The following is a 14,787-nucleotide window of genomic DNA, read 5'->3' on the forward strand; positions in this document are numbered from 1 at the left end:
CTAGCAAGGGTGGCATTCGCCCTGATGAAAAATCAGGACGAATACACCACCAAAGGCATCAAACCGGCTTGCTGAAAACCATAGAATCTCCCACATCTGTTTCGGGCCAGTTACTCCTGCCACCTGCGCACTCGCACCCTGGGTGCATGGCTGGAAATTGATGAAGAGCAGCGGCGCCCCCTTCAATATCGAAGGGAACAAACAGGGCGGACAGCGGTGACCTCACAGGACTGACTGGCCCGAAACAGACAGTGGGAGCGGCCTTGTGCCGCGAAGCGCCGCGCGGGCGGCGCTCGATCTAACAGGCAACCAGAATCCCAAGGCAAGCCCCCGTCAGCCTTTACCGTTTAACCGACTGGCATCGCAAGTGCTGCGCAATGCGCAGGCCGCACGGGTATGATGGCGGCAGCGAAACCGTACTGACAGGCCCCGTGGATTATGAACCGTCGTAAGAAGATCAAGCAGCTGTTGCAAGCGCATCAGAAAAAGGCCAATGCCAAGCTGGCGCCGCGCAAGCCCAAGTATATTTGCAAGGCTGACCGCTTGAAGCTGGAAGCGGAGGCGGCAGGGGATACCCCCACCTGACCGGTCGACGCGGAACGTGTAGGAGCGGCCTTGTGTCGCGATCGGACCGCGCAGCGGCCCCACGATATCAGTATTAATGCAGATATCGCTGGGGCCGCTGCGCGGCCCGATCGCGACACAAGGCCGCTCCTACAGGGGGCGTGTCAGCAGCTTAGGGTCAACGGCGGTAGTAACGGTGGTCGTCATAGTGACGCTGTTGCATGGCCCGCTCATGTCGGCGTTCCCAGTCACGGCGCCGTTCCCAATCCCTGCGCCGTTCCCAGTCCCGCCGGGCTTGCTCACGCCGCCACTGTTCGCGGCGCCAGTCGCTGCGGTGGTCGTGCCAGCGGTCGTCGTCGTGCGCCAGCAGCGTAGCCGGCTGCTCATCCGCCACGCTGGCCACCCTCGACCAGGGGTTGCCCGCAGGCTGCAACGGTGACTGAACAGCCGGGGCCGCGGCCACGGGCGCTTTCATTTGTGTTGCCGATGCCGTGCCCATCGCCGCGAACGAGAACAGGCCGAGCAGCATCAACCTTGCGACATGTATTTTCATGAGCGAAGCCAACCTCTGATAACAATTGAGCCATCTGGCCAGCAGGTGGGGGGGCGAACCTTGTCTCGCGTGCCGCTACCTTCCTGTGCCTCCCAAATAGACCGGCAATTGAGAAAAAGTTCGCTGAAGCAACAACTTGTAGAACTTTTGCGGCTCAGAACAGATAGTCAGTGGTCAGGAAGCTGGACTCGCGGCGCTGGATGATGTCGCTGACCAGTGCCTTGTTGTCCGCCTGGTAGCGGGTGGCAACCAGCGTGCGGATGGAGAATACGCGCAAGGCGTCATGTACCGACAGGGTGCCTTCGGCGCTGTTCTTGCGGCCATTGAACGGGAAGGTATCGGGGCCACGCTGGCATTGTGCATTGATGTTGATGCGCCCGACCTGATTGGCCAAGGCATCGACCAGCCGGCCAACCTGGGCGCTGTCGTTGCCGAAGATGCTCGCCTGCTGCCCATAGTCGGAGGCCAGCACGTAGTCGATCACTGTCTGCAGGTCGCGGTAGGGCACCACCGGCACCAGCGGACCGAACTGCTCTTCGTGGTAAACGCGCATGTCGGGCTTTACCGGGTACAGCAGCGCCGGGTAGAAGAACGAACCCCGTACCGCACCGCCGCCAGGGTTGACCACCTTGGCCCCTTTGGCCTGGGCATCGGCGACCAGGGTGGCCAGGTAGTCGACCTTGCCAGGCTCCGGCAGCGGTGTCAGCGCCACGCCTGGCTCCCACGGCATGCCGGGCTTGAGCGCCGCGAGCTGGTCGTTGAACTTGGCGAGGAAGGCCTCCACCACGTCCTCGTGGACGAACAGGATCTTCAGTGCCGTGCAGCGCTGGCCGTTGAATGACAGGGCGCCAGTGATGGCCTCACTGACCGCGTTGTCCAGGTCGACGTCGGGCAACACGATACCCGGGTTCTTGGCATCCAGCCCCAGCGCGGCGCGCAGGCGGTGCGGGCGCGGGTGCAGCTTTTTCAAATCGCTGGCCGCCTTGTGCGTGCCGATGAAGGCGAACACGTCGACCTTGCCGCTGGCCATCAGTGTGCTCACCGTTTCCCGGCCGCGGCCGTAGATGACGTTGATTACCCCCGGGGGGAAGCTGTCACGGAACGCTTCGAGCAATGGGCGAATCAGCAGCACGCCGAACTTGGCCGGCTTGAACACCACGGTGTTGCCCATGATCAGCGCCGGGATCAGCGTGGTGAAGGTTTCGTTCAGCGGGTAGTTGTACGGCCCCATGCACAGGGTGACGCCCAGTGGTACCCGGCGGATCTGGCCGAGGGTGCCCTGTTCCAGTTCGAAACGGCTGGAGCGGCGGTCGAGCGCCTTGAGGGCATTGATGGTGTCGACGATGTAGTCGCAGGTTCGGTCGAATTCCTTTTCCGAATCCTTGAGGTTCTTGCCGATTTCCCACATCAGCAGCTTGACCACGGCTTCGCGCTGCTCGCGCATGCGTGCCAGGAAGGTTTCGACATGCTCGATGCGCTCGGCGACGCGCAGGGTTGGCCAGTTGCCCTGGCCATTGTCATAGGCGCGCACTGCGGCTTGCAGCGCGTCGAGCGCGGCGTCGGCATCCAGTAATGGGGCGCTGCCGAGGACGACTGGGTGGTCGCCGTTATCGCTGGCCAGGTAAACCGGGCTATGCACGGTGGCCACGGCGCCGCCCCAGTGGCGCAATTGGCCATCGACCAGGTAATCACGCTGGTGCAGTGGCTGGGCCAGGCGGTAGGCCGGCGGGATCTGTTCGGCGGTGGGGAAGAGGGTGCCAAGGCGTGAAGTGTCGCTCATGGTGGTTCCTTATTGTTGTACTCGAATTTTCAAGGCTTGCACCGCCCCCCTTGTAGGAGCGGGTTTACCCGCGAACACGGGCGAAGCCCGTGCCCATCACCGGGTTGAATTCTTCGCGGGTAAACCCGCTCCTACAGGGGGCTCTGCCGATATGGCCGCACGGCAAATGGCCGCGAACGCATCGGCATCCAGCGAGGCGCCGCCGATCAGGCCGCCGTCGATGTCCTGTTGGGCAAACAGCTGCGCGGCGTTGTCGGCCTTGACGCTGCCGCCATACAGCAGGCGCATGCGCGCCGCCGCTGCAGGGTCCTGCGCGGCCAGCAACTGGCGGATGTGCGCGTGCACCGCCTGTGCCTGTGTCGGGCTGGCGGTCTCGCCGGTGCCAATGGCCCACACGGGCTCGTAGGCGATCACGCCCTTGGCCAACTGCGCCATGCCAACCTGCTCCAGTACTGCCTTGAGCTGCGAGCCGATCACTGCGTTGGTATTACCCGCGCGCCGCTGGTGGATGGTTTCACCCAGGCACAGCACCGGGGTCAGGCCGGCGCGCAGCGCGGCCTCGAACTTCATGGCGACCTGGGCATCGGTCTCGCCATACAGGCTGCGGCGCTCCGAGTGCCCGACCAGCGCGTAGCCGCAGCCCATGTCGGCGAGCATTTGCCCGCTGACTTCGCCGGTGAACGCGCCCTCGGCGCGCTCGCTGATGTTCTGCGCGCCCAGGCAGATGCCGGTGCGGCCCAGCAGCCCGGCCAGCTGGGCGAGGTAGGGCATGGGCGGGCAGATCGCCACTTGCACCCCGGCCATGGCCGACAGCCCGGGCAGCAGGGCGTCGATCAGCCGGGCATTGCCGGCGTGGGTGCCGTGCATCTTCCAGTTGGCGATGACCAGCTTCGGGCCAGGCGCCGGGGTGTTGCGGGTTGGCATGTTCATCAAGGTTCTCCTGGCAGCTCAGCGAATGGCATCGCCCACCCGCACGATGCGCAGGGTGTTGGTACCACCCTGATCGTGCGCGTGGTCGCCGCGGGTGATCAGCACCAGGTCGCCATGGCTCACCACCTGGCGTTGCAGCAAGGCATCCACCGCGCACTGGGTGATTTCAGCCAGGGGTATCTGTTCGGTGTTCAACGGCAAGGGCTGCACGCCACGGAACAGGGCCACACGGTGTTGCGTGCGCGGGTTGCCGGAGCAGGCGTAGATCGGCAGGTGCGAGCGAATGCGTGACATCAGGCGCGGGGTATCGCCGGTTTCGGTCAGGCTGATGATGGCCTTGACCCCACTGAGGTGGTTGGCCGCGTACATGGCCGACAGCGCGATGGTTTCGTCGATGCGTTGGAACACCTCGTCCATGCGGTGACGCGAGCGCTGCGCCTGTGGGTGGCGTTCGGCACCGGCGATGACCCGCACCATGGCCTGGACGGTTTCCACCGGGTAGGCGCCAGCGGCAGTTTCTGCCGACAGCATGACCGCATCGGTGCCGTCGAGTACCGCGTTGGCCACGTCGAACACTTCGGCACGGGTGGGCAGTGACTGGCTGATCATCGATTCCATCATCTGCGTGGCGGTGATCACCACGCGGTTCAGGCTACGGGCACGGTCGATGATCAGCTTCTGCACCGCCACCAGTTCGGCATCGCCGATTTCCACGCCCAGGTCGCCGCGGGCCACCATCACGCCTTCGCTGGCTTCGATGATGCCGTCGAGCACCGCCGGGTCGGCGACGGTCTCGGCGCGCTCGATCTTGGCGATCAGCCCGGCTTCACCACCAGCGGCGTGCAGCAGCTGCCGCGCCTGGTGCATGTCGCTGGCATCGCGGGGGAACGACACCGCCAGGTAGTCGACCTGCATGCGCGCGGCAGTGCAGATGTCTTCGCGATCCTTGTCGGTCAGTGCGCTGGCGGACAGGCCGCCGCCCTTGCGGTTGATGCCCTTGTTATTGGACAGCCAGCCACCGACCAGCACCTCGCACACCAGCCGGCTGGCCTCGGCCTGCAGCACTTGCAGCTCGAGGCGCCCGTCGTCCAGCAGCAGGATGTCGCCCGCGCAGCTGTCGCTGACCAGCGCGGCATAGTCGATGCCCACCGCCTGGGCGTCACCGGCCTGCTTGTCGAGCGTGGCGTCGAGCACGAAACGCTGGCCCTTGTTCAGATGGACCTTGCCCTGGGCAAAGCGGGCAATGCGGATTTTCGGCCCTTGCAGGTCGGCGAGGATGGCGACGAAGCGGCCATGCTTGCGCGCCATTTCCCGCACCAGCTCGGCGCGGGCCATGTGCTCGGCTGCCGAGCCGTGGGAGAAGTTCAGGCGTACCACGTCCACACCGGCGCGGACCAAGGCTTCGATGGCGGCGGGTGACTCGGTGGCAGGTCCCAGGGTGGCAACAATTTTTGTTCTGCGCTGCATCGGGAGGGGTTCCTTCGAGGGCTGCGGTTGTATCGGTTTTATTGGATGTATGAATTCATACATACAAATAAGTGGCCATTTGCAAATTTAGATTGGCACATTGACGTTTTAAAATGCAATGGTATTTTGAGGCTGCGTTTTAGATCGACAACAACAAAGCCCGCCGCTACCCGGCGCGGGCAACACCTTCTAAACCAGGAAATACACACCATGCATGCAGCATCAGTTGGCCTCACGGCGTTGGCACTGAGCCTTTCAAGCGGTTTGGCACACGCTTCGGAGCAGGCCGAGGCAACAGGCTTCATCGAGGGCAGCAGCCTTCGCCTGCTTACCCGCAATTTCTATTTCAACCGCGACTTCCGCGATGCCGCTGCCGGCGACCAGAGCTACCGCGAGGAGTGGGCACAGGGGGTGATGGCGTTCTATCAGTCGGGCTTCACCCAGGGCATGCTGGGCCTGGGTGTGGATGCCCATGGCCTGCTCGGTGTGAAACTCGACGGTGGCCGTGGACGCTCGGGGGCCGATCTGCTGCCCGTCGACAGTGATGGCCGCCCTGAAGACAGCTATGCCAGTGCGGGTGCGGCGCTGAAGGCGCGCTTATCCAGCACCGAATTGCGTTATGGCGACATGCGCACCGAGCTGCCAGTGTTTGCCACCGGTGACTCGCGATTGCTGCCCGAGACGGCGACCGGCGTGCTGCTGACCAGCCAGGAGGTCGAAGGGCTGCGCCTGGATGCCGGGCATTTCACCGCGTACAAACTGCGCGATTCCAGCAACCACGACGATGAGCTGTACCTGAACTACGGCGAAGGCAAGGTCGGCAAGGCCATCGATTTTGTCGGCGGTACTTACGCAATCACCCCGCAGCTTAATGCCAGCCTGTACGCAGCCGATTTCGCCGAAACCTGGCGGCAGTACTACGGTAACCTGCTGTACGTGCTGCCGTTGAGCGATAGCCAGGCGCTGGACTTCGACTTCAACCTGTACCGCACCCGCGACACTGGCAAGGCCTTGCAGGGCGAGATCGACAACACCACCTACAGCTTTGCGCTGGGCTATGCCTTGGGTGCGCACAAGTTGACGGCGGCCTACCAGAAAGTCGATGGTGACACTCCGTTCGATTATGTAGGCGGTGACTCGATCTTTCTTGCCAACTCGGTGAACTACTCCGACTTCAATGGTGCCCACGAGCGTTCCTGGCAGCTGCGTTATGACCTGGACCTGGCGGGCTACGGCGTGCCAGGCCTGAAGTTCTCGGTGCGCTACATCAAGGGTGACGACATTGACGGCAGCAAGGCCGACCCGCTTGGCGGCTATGCCGGCTTGCAGGGGCAGGGCGGTGAGCACTGGGAGCGCAACCTCGACCTGCGCTATGTGGTGCAGTCTGGTGCGGCCAAGGACCTTTCGCTGCGCTTGCGCCACGCCACCCACCGCGCCAATGCGGCGCAAGGCGAGGGCGATGTGGATGAACTGCGCCTGATCGTGGAGTACCCGTTCGACATCCTCTGAGCCCGGCAGCGCCCACCAGGCGGCGGCGTTGCCCGGGCAGCGCCGTGGCCGCTCGCGTATACTGTGGCGCAGACCCGGCAGCGCAAACACTTACCTTTGATTGGTTCAGGTACATGGCATCGAGCACCCTAGTCCAGAGAATCGTTTCTGAGATCCGGCAAAAGATTCAGCTGGGCGAACTGCCCCCTGGCGCGCACCTCAGTGCGCAGAAGGTGGCCGACAGCTTTCACGTGTCGCGCTCGCCCGCGCGTGAGGCGCTGACCACGCTCGCCGAGCAGAAACTGCTGGAGCAGATCCCCAACCGGGGCTTCTTCGTGCTGGAGATGCCGGCTGAGCTGGTGACGGGCAGTGACGAAGTCACCTCGCTGGAAGAGCCGCCCGAGTACTACCGGCTTTCAGAAGACTGGCTCAATGACGCCATCCCGGCAGAGGTAACCGAAAAGTACCTGCGCGATCGTTATGGCCTTACCAAGTTCCAGGTGACCGACATGCTCAACCGGGCGGCCCAGGTCGGCTGGGCAGAGCCCAAGCCGGGCTATGGCTGGCGCTTCCTCGACGTGGCCAAGACCCCGGAAACGCTGGAGCAGATCTACCGCGTGCGCTCACTGATCGAGCCGGCGGCGCTGCTGGAAAGCAGCTTTATCTGCGACCTGGAGGTGCTGCGCCGGTTGAAGAAGGAGCAGAGCGATTTGCTGGCGGGCGGTATCGATACCCTGCCTGCGGACATGCTGCTGAAGTCGGGCATACGTTTTCATGAAGAGCTGATCAAGCTGTCGGGCAACCCGCTGTACCTGATGATTCTCAGGCAGTTGAACAACATGCGCCGGTTGATCGAATACCGCTCGATGATCGACCGCAAGCGCCTGTATACCCAGTGTGCCGAGCACCTGCGCATGGTCGAACTGGTGGAGGAAGGCGACAACCTGGAGGCGGCGCACCTGATGAAGCGCCACCTTAGCGGGGCGTTTGCGCGCAAGTCGCCGATCCTGGAGCTGCGGCGGGCGGCGCAGGGCCAGGTTGTGCCGAATGTCGTCGTGGAGATCTGAATTTCGGGGCTGCTTCGCAGCCCATCGCGACACAAGGCCGCTCCTACAGGAGACTGCGATTCCCTTGTAGGAGCGGCCTTGCGTCGCGATAGGGCCGCAAAGCGGCCCCGGCAATCTCAGGATTCAACCGCCGCCCGCCGCCCCAACCACACCTTCAACAGCGGCTCCGCACACAACATCACCACCACCAACCGCATGATCTGCATCGCCGTCACCATCCCCGCCCCCAGGTTCAGCGCCTCGGCCGTCAGGTACATCTCGGTGGCACTGCCCGGCATCATGCCCAATGCCAGCGTCAACAACCCGTTACCCGACAACCAGGCAAAGCCCCCGGCAAATAGGAAGGTGCAGGCAATCATCACCAGGGTGAACGCCACCACCTTGGCCAGGTATAGCGGCGAGCGCCGGAAAAAGCCGCGGTCGAAAAAGCTGCCCAGTGCGCAGCCAATCATCAATTGGCCGTAATGGCTCAATTCCACCGGCAGCGCCATGCGCAGGTCAAAGCTTGCCGTCAGCACCGCGCACAAGGCCATCGGCCCGAACATCCACGGGTTAGGCAAGCCCAGGCGCTTCCACAGCAAAGCCACCAGCACTCCGCCCGCCAGCATCGGCCCCAGCCACTGCCAGTCGGCTGGCAGGCGCGGCTGCACGGCGCCAGGCGCTGCGTGCATCAGCAGGAACATCGCCGGCGGCACACTGAGCACGATCAGCACCAGGCGGATGCTGTGCGCGGCGGCGATCTGGCTGACGTTGGCCCGGTAGCGCATGCCCAGCTGGATCATCTCGGCGAAGTTGGCTGGCATGAAGGCAAAGTAGGCGGTGGTCAGGTCCATGCCGCGGCGGTGCATGAAGGCGATGCCGGCCAGCGCCAGCAGCAGGGTGACGAAGGCGGCGGCCAGCATCAGCAGGAAATGCCCGGCGATTTCGTGCACCACCGGCTGGGTAAAGTGCAGGCCGATGGAGGTTGCGATCAGCCATTGGCCGGACTTGCGGCCATTGGGGATCTCGGCAATCGCCCAGCCGCTGCAGCGGGTGACGAGCACAGCCAGCATCGAGCCGATGATCCACGGCAGGGGCCAGTGGGCGGCGCTGACGAGCAAGGCGCCAGCGGTGCCTACCAGCGGGGTAGCCCACCAGGTTTTCAGGTTCTGGAACATGGGTTCTCCTGGCGATTTTGGGGAGGGTGGAATTCATGCAGGAGTGCGCGGTTCCCTTGTAGGAGCGGCCTTGTGTCGCGATGGGGCGCAAAGCGCCCCCAAAAATCTCCCAGACAACGCATCACTTGACCGGATATTGCCGCCGCAACTCCGCCACCTGCTCAGGTGTCAAGGTGCGGAACTTGTGCTGGAAAATCAGCAGAAACAGCTGCGCCGTCGCCTCCAGCTCCTCCGTGGCATCCACCGCCGCATGCAGGTCGCTGCCCGCCACCACCGGCCCGTGATGGGCCAGTAGCATGGCGTGGTGCTTGCCCGAAAACGCCCGCACCGCTTCAGCCAGTTCCGGGTCGCCAGGCGCGTAGTAAGGCACCAGCGGCAGCTTGCCGACGCGCATGGCGTAATAGGCGGTAATGGCCGGCAGCAGGTCGTCCGGGTCCAGCCCGTCAAGCACCGACACCGCCACCGAGTGCGTCGAATGCAGGTGCACCACCGCACCGCTGGTGGGCCGCTTCTGGTACATGGCCAGGTGCAGCATCAGCTCTTTGGACGGCTTGTCTCCGCTGACATGGCGGCCTTCCCAGTCGAGCTTGGTCAGCCGTGCCGGGTCCAGCCGGCCCAGGCTGGCGCCAGTGGGCGTGAGCAACCAGCCATCGTCCAGGCGCACGCTGATATTGCCGGTGCCGCCGTGGGTCAGGCCGCGGTCATACATCGACTTGCCCAGCAAGACGATTTCTTCGCGTTGCTTGCTCTCGTTCATGGCGCCAGCTCCAGGGCTTGGGTGAAGAAGCCGGGGCCACCGAAGTTGCCCGACTTCAACGCCAGCGCCACCGGGGCCTGGCCCTGGCCGAGGGTCCAGGGCACGCCGGGGGCAATCGATGGGCCGATGCGCAGCGCCTCGACGCCCAGGGCCTTGACCACAGCACCGGAGGTTTCGCCACCGGCTACCACGAAGGTGCGCACGCCCATTTCCAGCAAGCCGACGGCGATCTGCGCCAGGGCGCGCTCGACGATTACCCCGGCGGCCTCCACACCTAACCGGTCCTGCACGGCCTTGACCGCGTCTGGCGGCGCACTGGCATAAACCAGCACCGGGCCCTGAGCCAGCAGTGGCTGGGCCCAGGTCAGCGCTTCAGTCACCAGGTCGTGGCCTTCGGCAAGGCGTAGCGGGTCGAGGGCGAAGCTGGGTTTGCCACTGTCGCGCCAATGCGCGACCTGGCCGTTGGTGGCCACCGAGCAACTGCCGGAAAGCACGGCTGCCAACCCATCGACCGGGGGCAGGTCTGCCGCGCAGGCGGTATCGGCCAGCAGGCCGGCGCGTTTGTAGTTGCCCGGCAGGCCCAGGGCAACACCCGAGCCACCGGTGATCAGTCGCTGCTCGCTGGCGGCTTCGCCAATCACCGTCAGGTCGGCGTTGCTGATGGCATCGACGATGGCATAGCCGCAGCCGCCCGCCTGGGCATCGGCCAAGGCTTGGCGCACTGCGGCGGCGCCTTGGCTGACCGTGGCATGGCGGACCAGGCCGACCTTGCGCGGCGTCTGCTGTTGCAGCACGCGCACCAGGTTGGCATCGGTCATCGGCGTGAGCGGGTGGTGGCGCATGCCGGACTCGCTCAGCAACGTGTCGCCGACAAACAGGTAGCCGTTGAACAGGCTGCGCTGGTTTTCCGGGAAAGCCGGGCAGGCCAGGGCAAACGGCGTGTCCAGGGCATCGAGCAAGGCATCGGCTACCGGGCCGATATTGCCTTGCGCGGTGGAATCGAAGGTGGAGCAGTATTTGAAGAAGTACTGCCGGCAGCCGGCGGCCTTGAGCCAGGCCAGTGCCGCGAGGGATTGCTCGACCGCCTCTGCGGCGGGCAGTGTTCGGGTCTTGAGGGCGATGACGATGGCATCGACATCGCTGTCGATCGGCCCGGCGGGCACGCCGATCACCTGCAGGGTGCGCATGCCGCCGCGCACCAGCGTGCTGGCAAGGTCGGTGCCGCCGGTGAAGTCGTCTGCGATGCAGCCCAGAATCGGTTGGCTCACGGCCAGTTCCTCCAGCCTGGCACCGAATGCATGGAGCTCGGAACGCAGGCCTGTTCAGGTAGGGAAGGGCGCGTGGCGGCACGCATGGGCGTGCCGCCAGCGCGTTCAGCCGGCGATAACTGCGGCCACGGCTTCGCCGAAGGCGCGGCAGCCCAGCTGGCCACCGAGGTCGGCAGTGCGCTTGGCCGGGTCTTCCAGCACCACGTCCACGGCCTGCTCCATGGCCTTGCCGGCCTCGAACAGCGCCGGTTTGCCGTGGTGCTCACCCATCCACTGCAGCAGCATGGCCACCGAGAGGATCATCGACACTGGGTTGGCCTTGTCCTGGCCGGCGATATCCGGCGCCGAACCGTGCTGGGCCTGGGCGCAGCAGTGGATGTCGCTGGCCATCATCGAACCGGCCAGGCCCAGGCTGCCGGACAGCTCGCTGGCCAGGTCGCTGATGATGTCGCCGTAGAAGTTGGTCGCCACCAGCACGTCGAAGCGCTCCGGGCTGCGCACCAGGTGGGCGGTGGATGCATCCACCAGCAGGTCGTCCAGTTGCACCTCCGGGAAGTCCTTGGCCACGTTGCGCACGCATTCCAGGAACAGGCCGTCGGTCATGTGGAAGCTGTTGGCCTTGTGAATCGCGGTGACCTTGCGCTTGCGTTTCATCGCCAGTTCGAAGGCGCGGCGGGCAATGCGCTCGCTGCAGTGGCGGGTGATCTTGCGGGTCGACAGGGCCATGTCGGGCGAGGGCATCACTTCTCCCCAGCCGCGGCTCATGTTGCGGTCCGGGTAGAAGCCTTCGGTGGCTTCGCGCATGATCACCAGGTCCATGTGCTTGCCCGGCTTCATGTTCGATTCGAGGAAGCTGCGAGTGCGCGCCGGGCGCACGTTGGCGTACAGGTCCAGGCCGATGCGGAAGCCCGCCGAAACGTTGCGCCCGCCTTTTTCCGGGGCCGGGTAGTCGGCATGGGACTGGGTGCCGAGGATGATGCCGTCGTAGGTCTTGGCCTTCTCCAGCACTTCGTCGCGCAGGGTGGTGCCGTATTTTTCCAGGCTGACGAAGCCAACGTCGTCGTAGTCGAACGACAGGCCCAGGTCGAACTTGCCGTTGGCAGCGTGCAATGCCGCCATCGACGATTCCACGATCTCAGGGCCGATACCGTCGCAGGGAAGAACCAGAATTCGCATCACACTCTCCTAACCATTTTTATTCGGGCGTTCTGTTGAGGATCAAGGCGCTTAATCGATGACGTTTATTAGTGTACGTCATGATTACGAAATACATTAAAGGTCAGCCGCCCAGTAGGGTTCAGGTGCGCTCTTGCTGTGCACCAGGGAATGGCCTTTCGTGTTCGCCTTTGCATTTTATTGCATGTAAAACCAATTCATGCAACATTTGTTTCGGCAACGGACCTACTGAACAGAGGAGAGCGCAACATGATCATGACCACGGACCTGTGCGACGAACTGGGCGAGCGGGCCCGGGTGCTGGCGCCGGTTTTCGTCGACCTGGGCGGCAAACGGGATTTCCAGGGGCAGGCGGTGACGGTGAAGTGCTTCGAGGACAACTCACGGATCAAGGAGCTGAGCAGTCAGCCAGGGCAGGGCAAGGTGCTGGTGATCGACGGGGGCGGCAGCGAGCGCTGCGCGCTGTTCGGTGACCACATCGCCGAAGACCTGGCGCGCAACGGCTGGGCGGGGGTGCTGGTGTACGGCCATGTGCGTGACAAGGCCGTACTGCAAGGGCTGCCGCTGGCGATCAAGGCGCTGGGCGTGAGCCCACGCAAGTCGGTCAAACGCAACGAAGGGCAGGTGGGCCTGAGCGTGACCTTTGCCGGCCAGACCATCGCCGCCAGTGACTGGCTGTATGGCGACGATGACGGGGTGGTGGTGCTCGACGCGCCGTGTGCCTAACCCAGGTCGGAGACTGCCAGCGCCTGTTTCAGGTCGCGGGCATCCTGGGCTTCGCGCGCAGCCTTGAGCCGGCTGACCACATCCAGGTGCTCACGCAGGAACGCCGCGGCCTCTTCGCGCCGCCCCTGTTCGATCAGGTCGAGCAGCTGGATGTGCTCCTTGCACTGGCTGATCAGCCGTGGGCGGTCGACGTTGGACTGGTAGGCCATGAACCGGCGCAGTTGGTTCTGCCGACGGATCGCTTCAAGGAAGAAGGTGTTGCCCGAGCAGCGCACGATCAGTTCGTGCAGTTGCGAGCCGATCTGGAACAGCTGCGAACGCGACAGCGTGAAGATATCGCCGTCGAGCAGCGCTTGCTGGATGCGCCGGGCCTTGGCGAAGGCCGCAGTGTCGACCTTGTAGCCGGGCTCCAGCAGCGCCGCCGGCTCGATGGCCATGCGAAAACGGTAGCTCTGGATATGCGCCTCGGAATCGTGCAGGAAGCTGTTGATGCTCCAGCCCTGGCCCGGGTTGCGTTCGATCATGCCTTCGTTGGCCAGGCGGTTGAGCACCTTGAGCAATTGGCCGCGAGGCACGTCGTACTTGCGCAGCAGTTCGGCCTCGAAGAACGAGGTGCTGATCTCGCCGGCCAGCACATCGTCGACCACGCGCAGGTAGAAGTCTTCGAAGGTGTCGACGTCCAGCGGCAGCTTGCGCACGTCGATGTCGCGGGCATCGCGGGTGAGGAAGTAACCGCGGTTGGGCTCCTTAACCGCCAGGCCGAGGTCTTCGAGCAAGGCAAAGCCGCGGCGCACCGGCGAGCGCGACACGCCCAGCTCCTTGGCGAAGGCTTCTTCGCGCAGCGGGTCGCCGGCGCGCATGGAGCGGGCTCGGGCCATGTCGAGGATCTTTGGTGCGAGTTGGCCGGCGAGGTCCGTTTTTATCTTGGAGGTCATGTCCTGGCGCTTCGAGCAACGGGCGGCGAGCCGCGAAAAACAGCCGGGCAACCCCCGGCCGGAAACATCATCCCTGGCAAGCCTGGCTTGCCGTCAACAATGTTTGCACCTCTGGAGTACGCATGACCAGCACCAAACGCATTTTTCTCATCCACGCCACGCCCGTGGCCATTGCGCCGATCAATGAAACCTTCGCCCGGCTGTGGCCCGAGGCCGAGTTGTGCAACCTGCTCGAAGACTCGCTGTCCCGCGACCTGCGCAGTGCCGGGCAGTTGACCGAAGACCTCAAGCGGCGCTTCTGCGCACTGGCCCGCTACGCCCGCGATGCGGGTGCGCATGCGGTGCTGTTTACCTGCTCGGCGTTTGGCGAGGCCATTGAACTGAGCCGTCGCGAGCTGGACATTCCGGTGCTCAAGCCCAACGAGGCGATGATCGAAGAGGCGTTGGGGCAGGGCCGCACGATCGGCATTCTCGCCACCTTCGAGCCAAGCATCGGCTCGATGAGCGAGGAGTTCGCCAAGGCGGCCGAGGCGCGGGGTGTGCAGATTCGCCTGGTATCGGGGGCCTGCCCGCAGGCGCTGGAAGCCTTGCACCAGGGCGATGCGGCCCGGCATGACCGGCTGATTGCCGACCTGGCCGGGCAGATCGAGGCCTGCGATGTGCTGTGCTTTGCCCAGTTCTCCATGACCTCGGCGGCGGAAGGTGCGCGTTATGCCAGTGGCAGGGCGGTGCTGACTACCCCGGACAGTGCGGTGCTGATGCTGCGCAGGCTTCTGGAAGGCTAGTACATCTCTGCATCGCATACAGCCACTGTGGGGCGGGCCTTTGTAGGAGCGGGGGGGGGGGGGGGGGGGGGGGGGGGGGGGGGGGGGGGGGGGGGGGGGGGGGGGGGGGGGGGGGGGGGGGGGGGGGGGGGGGG

General features: G+C 64.6%; 14 protein-coding genes. 5 read left to right on the forward strand and 9 right to left on the reverse strand.

Annotated features, from left to right (window positions below; translation table 11 throughout):
• Nucleotides 1–438 precede the first annotated feature (438 nt).
• Complete coding sequence (locus ACIP1G_RS31295) at nucleotides 439–585, forward strand: DUF2986 domain-containing protein (protein ID WP_400744329.1); 147 nt, start codon at nucleotides 439–441, stop codon at nucleotides 583–585.
• Nucleotides 586–742: 157 nt separating this feature from the next.
• Here the strand turns inward: ACIP1G_RS31295 and ACIP1G_RS31300 are convergent, their stop codons facing one another.
• The 4 genes from ACIP1G_RS31300 to pyk form a co-directional block, all read right to left on the reverse strand.
• A complete protein-coding gene (locus ACIP1G_RS31300) occupies nucleotides 743–1,093 on the reverse strand; it encodes a hypothetical protein (protein ID WP_400744361.1) in 351 nt (116 codons plus the stop codon).
• A 178-nt stretch (nucleotides 1,094–1,271) separates the two neighbouring features.
• On the reverse strand, nucleotides 1,272–2,897 hold the full coding sequence (locus ACIP1G_RS31305) for an NADP-dependent glyceraldehyde-3-phosphate dehydrogenase (RefSeq protein WP_400744332.1): 1,626 nt from the start codon (nucleotides 2,895–2,897) through the stop codon (nucleotides 1,272–1,274).
• A 96-nt stretch (nucleotides 2,898–2,993) separates the two neighbouring features.
• Entirely contained in the window at nucleotides 2,994–3,821 is an 828-nt protein-coding gene (tpiA, locus tag ACIP1G_RS31310; protein ID WP_400744364.1) for a triose-phosphate isomerase, read from the reverse strand.
• Nucleotides 3,822–3,845: 24 nt separating this feature from the next.
• On the reverse strand, nucleotides 3,846–5,294 hold the full coding sequence (gene pyk / locus ACIP1G_RS31315) for a pyruvate kinase (RefSeq protein ID WP_400744335.1): 1,449 nt from the start codon (nucleotides 5,292–5,294) through the stop codon (nucleotides 3,846–3,848).
• A 210-nt stretch (nucleotides 5,295–5,504) separates the two neighbouring features.
• Between pyk and ACIP1G_RS31320 the strand changes: the two genes are divergently transcribed.
• Both ACIP1G_RS31320 and ACIP1G_RS31325 read left to right on the forward strand, forming a co-directional pair.
• Complete coding sequence (locus ACIP1G_RS31320) at nucleotides 5,505–6,803, forward strand: OprD family porin (protein WP_400744338.1); 1,299 nt, start codon at nucleotides 5,505–5,507, stop codon at nucleotides 6,801–6,803.
• A 113-nt stretch (nucleotides 6,804–6,916) separates the two neighbouring features.
• Nucleotides 6,917–7,849 carry a GntR family transcriptional regulator gene (locus ACIP1G_RS31325; protein WP_400744341.1) on the forward strand — a complete coding sequence of 311 codons (933 nt, stop codon included), beginning with the start codon at nucleotides 6,917–6,919 and terminating at the stop codon, nucleotides 7,847–7,849.
• A 116-nt stretch (nucleotides 7,850–7,965) separates the two neighbouring features.
• Here the strand turns inward: ACIP1G_RS31325 and ACIP1G_RS31330 are convergent, their stop codons facing one another.
• From ACIP1G_RS31330 to ACIP1G_RS31345, 4 genes are all read right to left on the reverse strand, one after another.
• Complete coding sequence (locus ACIP1G_RS31330; protein ID WP_400744344.1) at nucleotides 7,966–9,006, reverse strand: AbrB family transcriptional regulator; 1,041 nt, start codon at nucleotides 9,004–9,006, stop codon at nucleotides 7,966–7,968.
• Nucleotides 9,007–9,127: 121 nt separating this feature from the next.
• Nucleotides 9,128–9,763: a 3-oxo-tetronate 4-phosphate decarboxylase gene (gene otnC / locus ACIP1G_RS31335; protein ID WP_400744346.1), complete on the reverse strand. Its 636-nt coding sequence runs from the start codon at nucleotides 9,761–9,763 to the stop codon at nucleotides 9,128–9,130.
• The gene (otnK, locus tag ACIP1G_RS31340) at nucleotides 9,760–11,031 is read right to left on the reverse strand and encodes a 3-oxo-tetronate kinase (protein WP_400744349.1); all 1,272 of its coding nucleotides are present in this window, start codon (nucleotides 11,029–11,031) and stop codon (nucleotides 9,760–9,762) included. The genes otnC and otnK overlap by 4 nt, the downstream gene beginning before the upstream one ends.
• A gap of 105 nt (nucleotides 11,032–11,136) precedes the next feature.
• Nucleotides 11,137–12,207: an isocitrate/isopropylmalate dehydrogenase family protein gene (locus ACIP1G_RS31345; protein WP_400744352.1), complete on the reverse strand. Its 1,071-nt coding sequence runs from the start codon at nucleotides 12,205–12,207 to the stop codon at nucleotides 11,137–11,139.
• Between the two features lie 249 nt (nucleotides 12,208–12,456).
• Here ACIP1G_RS31345 and rraA point away from each other — a divergent pair, with 249 nt between their 5' ends.
• Nucleotides 12,457–12,933: a ribonuclease E activity regulator RraA gene (gene rraA, locus ACIP1G_RS31350; protein WP_400744354.1), complete on the forward strand. Its 477-nt coding sequence runs from the start codon at nucleotides 12,457–12,459 to the stop codon at nucleotides 12,931–12,933.
• Here the strand turns inward: rraA and ACIP1G_RS31355 are convergent.
• Nucleotides 12,930–13,868, reverse strand: coding sequence for a GntR family transcriptional regulator (locus ACIP1G_RS31355; RefSeq protein WP_400744357.1), 939 nt, complete (start codon nucleotides 13,866–13,868; stop codon nucleotides 12,930–12,932). The genes rraA and ACIP1G_RS31355 overlap by 4 nt on opposite strands.
• A gap of 122 nt (nucleotides 13,869–13,990) precedes the next feature.
• Here ACIP1G_RS31355 and ACIP1G_RS31360 point away from each other — a divergent pair, with 122 nt between their 5' ends.
• On the forward strand, nucleotides 13,991–14,653 hold the full coding sequence (locus ACIP1G_RS31360; protein WP_400744360.1) for an aspartate/glutamate racemase family protein: 663 nt from the start codon (nucleotides 13,991–13,993) through the stop codon (nucleotides 14,651–14,653).
• Nucleotides 14,654–14,787: the final 134 nt, after the last annotated feature.

Source organism: Pseudomonas sp. NPDC089392 (assembly GCF_044749595.1).
Taxonomy (GTDB): Bacteria; Pseudomonadota; Gammaproteobacteria; order Pseudomonadales; family Pseudomonadaceae; genus Aquipseudomonas.

Excerpts from the sequence above, each read along its gene's own strand:
- otnC (WP_400744346.1), bottom strand. The coding sequence starts at position 9,763 with ATGAACGAGAGCAAGCAACGCGAAGAAATCGTCTTGCTGGGCAAGTCG.
- ACIP1G_RS31325 (WP_400744341.1), top strand. The coding sequence starts at position 6,917 with ATGGCATCGAGCACCCTAGTCCAGAGAATCGTTTCTGAGATCCGGCAA.
- ACIP1G_RS31305 (WP_400744332.1), bottom strand. The coding sequence starts at position 2,897 with ATGAGCGACACTTCACGCCTTGGCACCCTCTTCCCCACCGCCGAACAG.
- ACIP1G_RS31295 (WP_400744329.1), top strand. The coding sequence starts at position 439 with ATGAACCGTCGTAAGAAGATCAAGCAGCTGTTGCAAGCGCATCAGAAA.
- ACIP1G_RS31300 (WP_400744361.1), bottom strand. The coding sequence starts at position 1,093 with ATGCTGCTCGGCCTGTTCTCGTTCGCGGCGATGGGCACGGCATCGGCA.
- ACIP1G_RS31320 (WP_400744338.1), top strand. The coding sequence starts at position 5,505 with ATGCATGCAGCATCAGTTGGCCTCACGGCGTTGGCACTGAGCCTTTCA.
- ACIP1G_RS31355 (WP_400744357.1), bottom strand. The coding sequence starts at position 13,868 with ATGACCTCCAAGATAAAAACGGACCTCGCCGGCCAACTCGCACCAAAG.
- tpiA (WP_400744364.1), bottom strand. The coding sequence starts at position 3,821 with ATGCCAACCCGCAACACCCCGGCGCCTGGCCCGAAGCTGGTCATCGCC.
- rraA (WP_400744354.1), top strand. The coding sequence starts at position 12,457 with ATGATCATGACCACGGACCTGTGCGACGAACTGGGCGAGCGGGCCCGG.
- ACIP1G_RS31345 (WP_400744352.1), bottom strand. The coding sequence starts at position 12,207 with ATGCGAATTCTGGTTCTTCCCTGCGACGGTATCGGCCCTGAGATCGTG.
- pyk (WP_400744335.1), bottom strand. The coding sequence starts at position 5,294 with ATGCAGCGCAGAACAAAAATTGTTGCCACCCTGGGACCTGCCACCGAG.
- ACIP1G_RS31330 (WP_400744344.1), bottom strand. The coding sequence starts at position 9,006 with ATGTTCCAGAACCTGAAAACCTGGTGGGCTACCCCGCTGGTAGGCACC.
- ACIP1G_RS31360 (WP_400744360.1), top strand. The coding sequence starts at position 13,991 with ATGACCAGCACCAAACGCATTTTTCTCATCCACGCCACGCCCGTGGCC.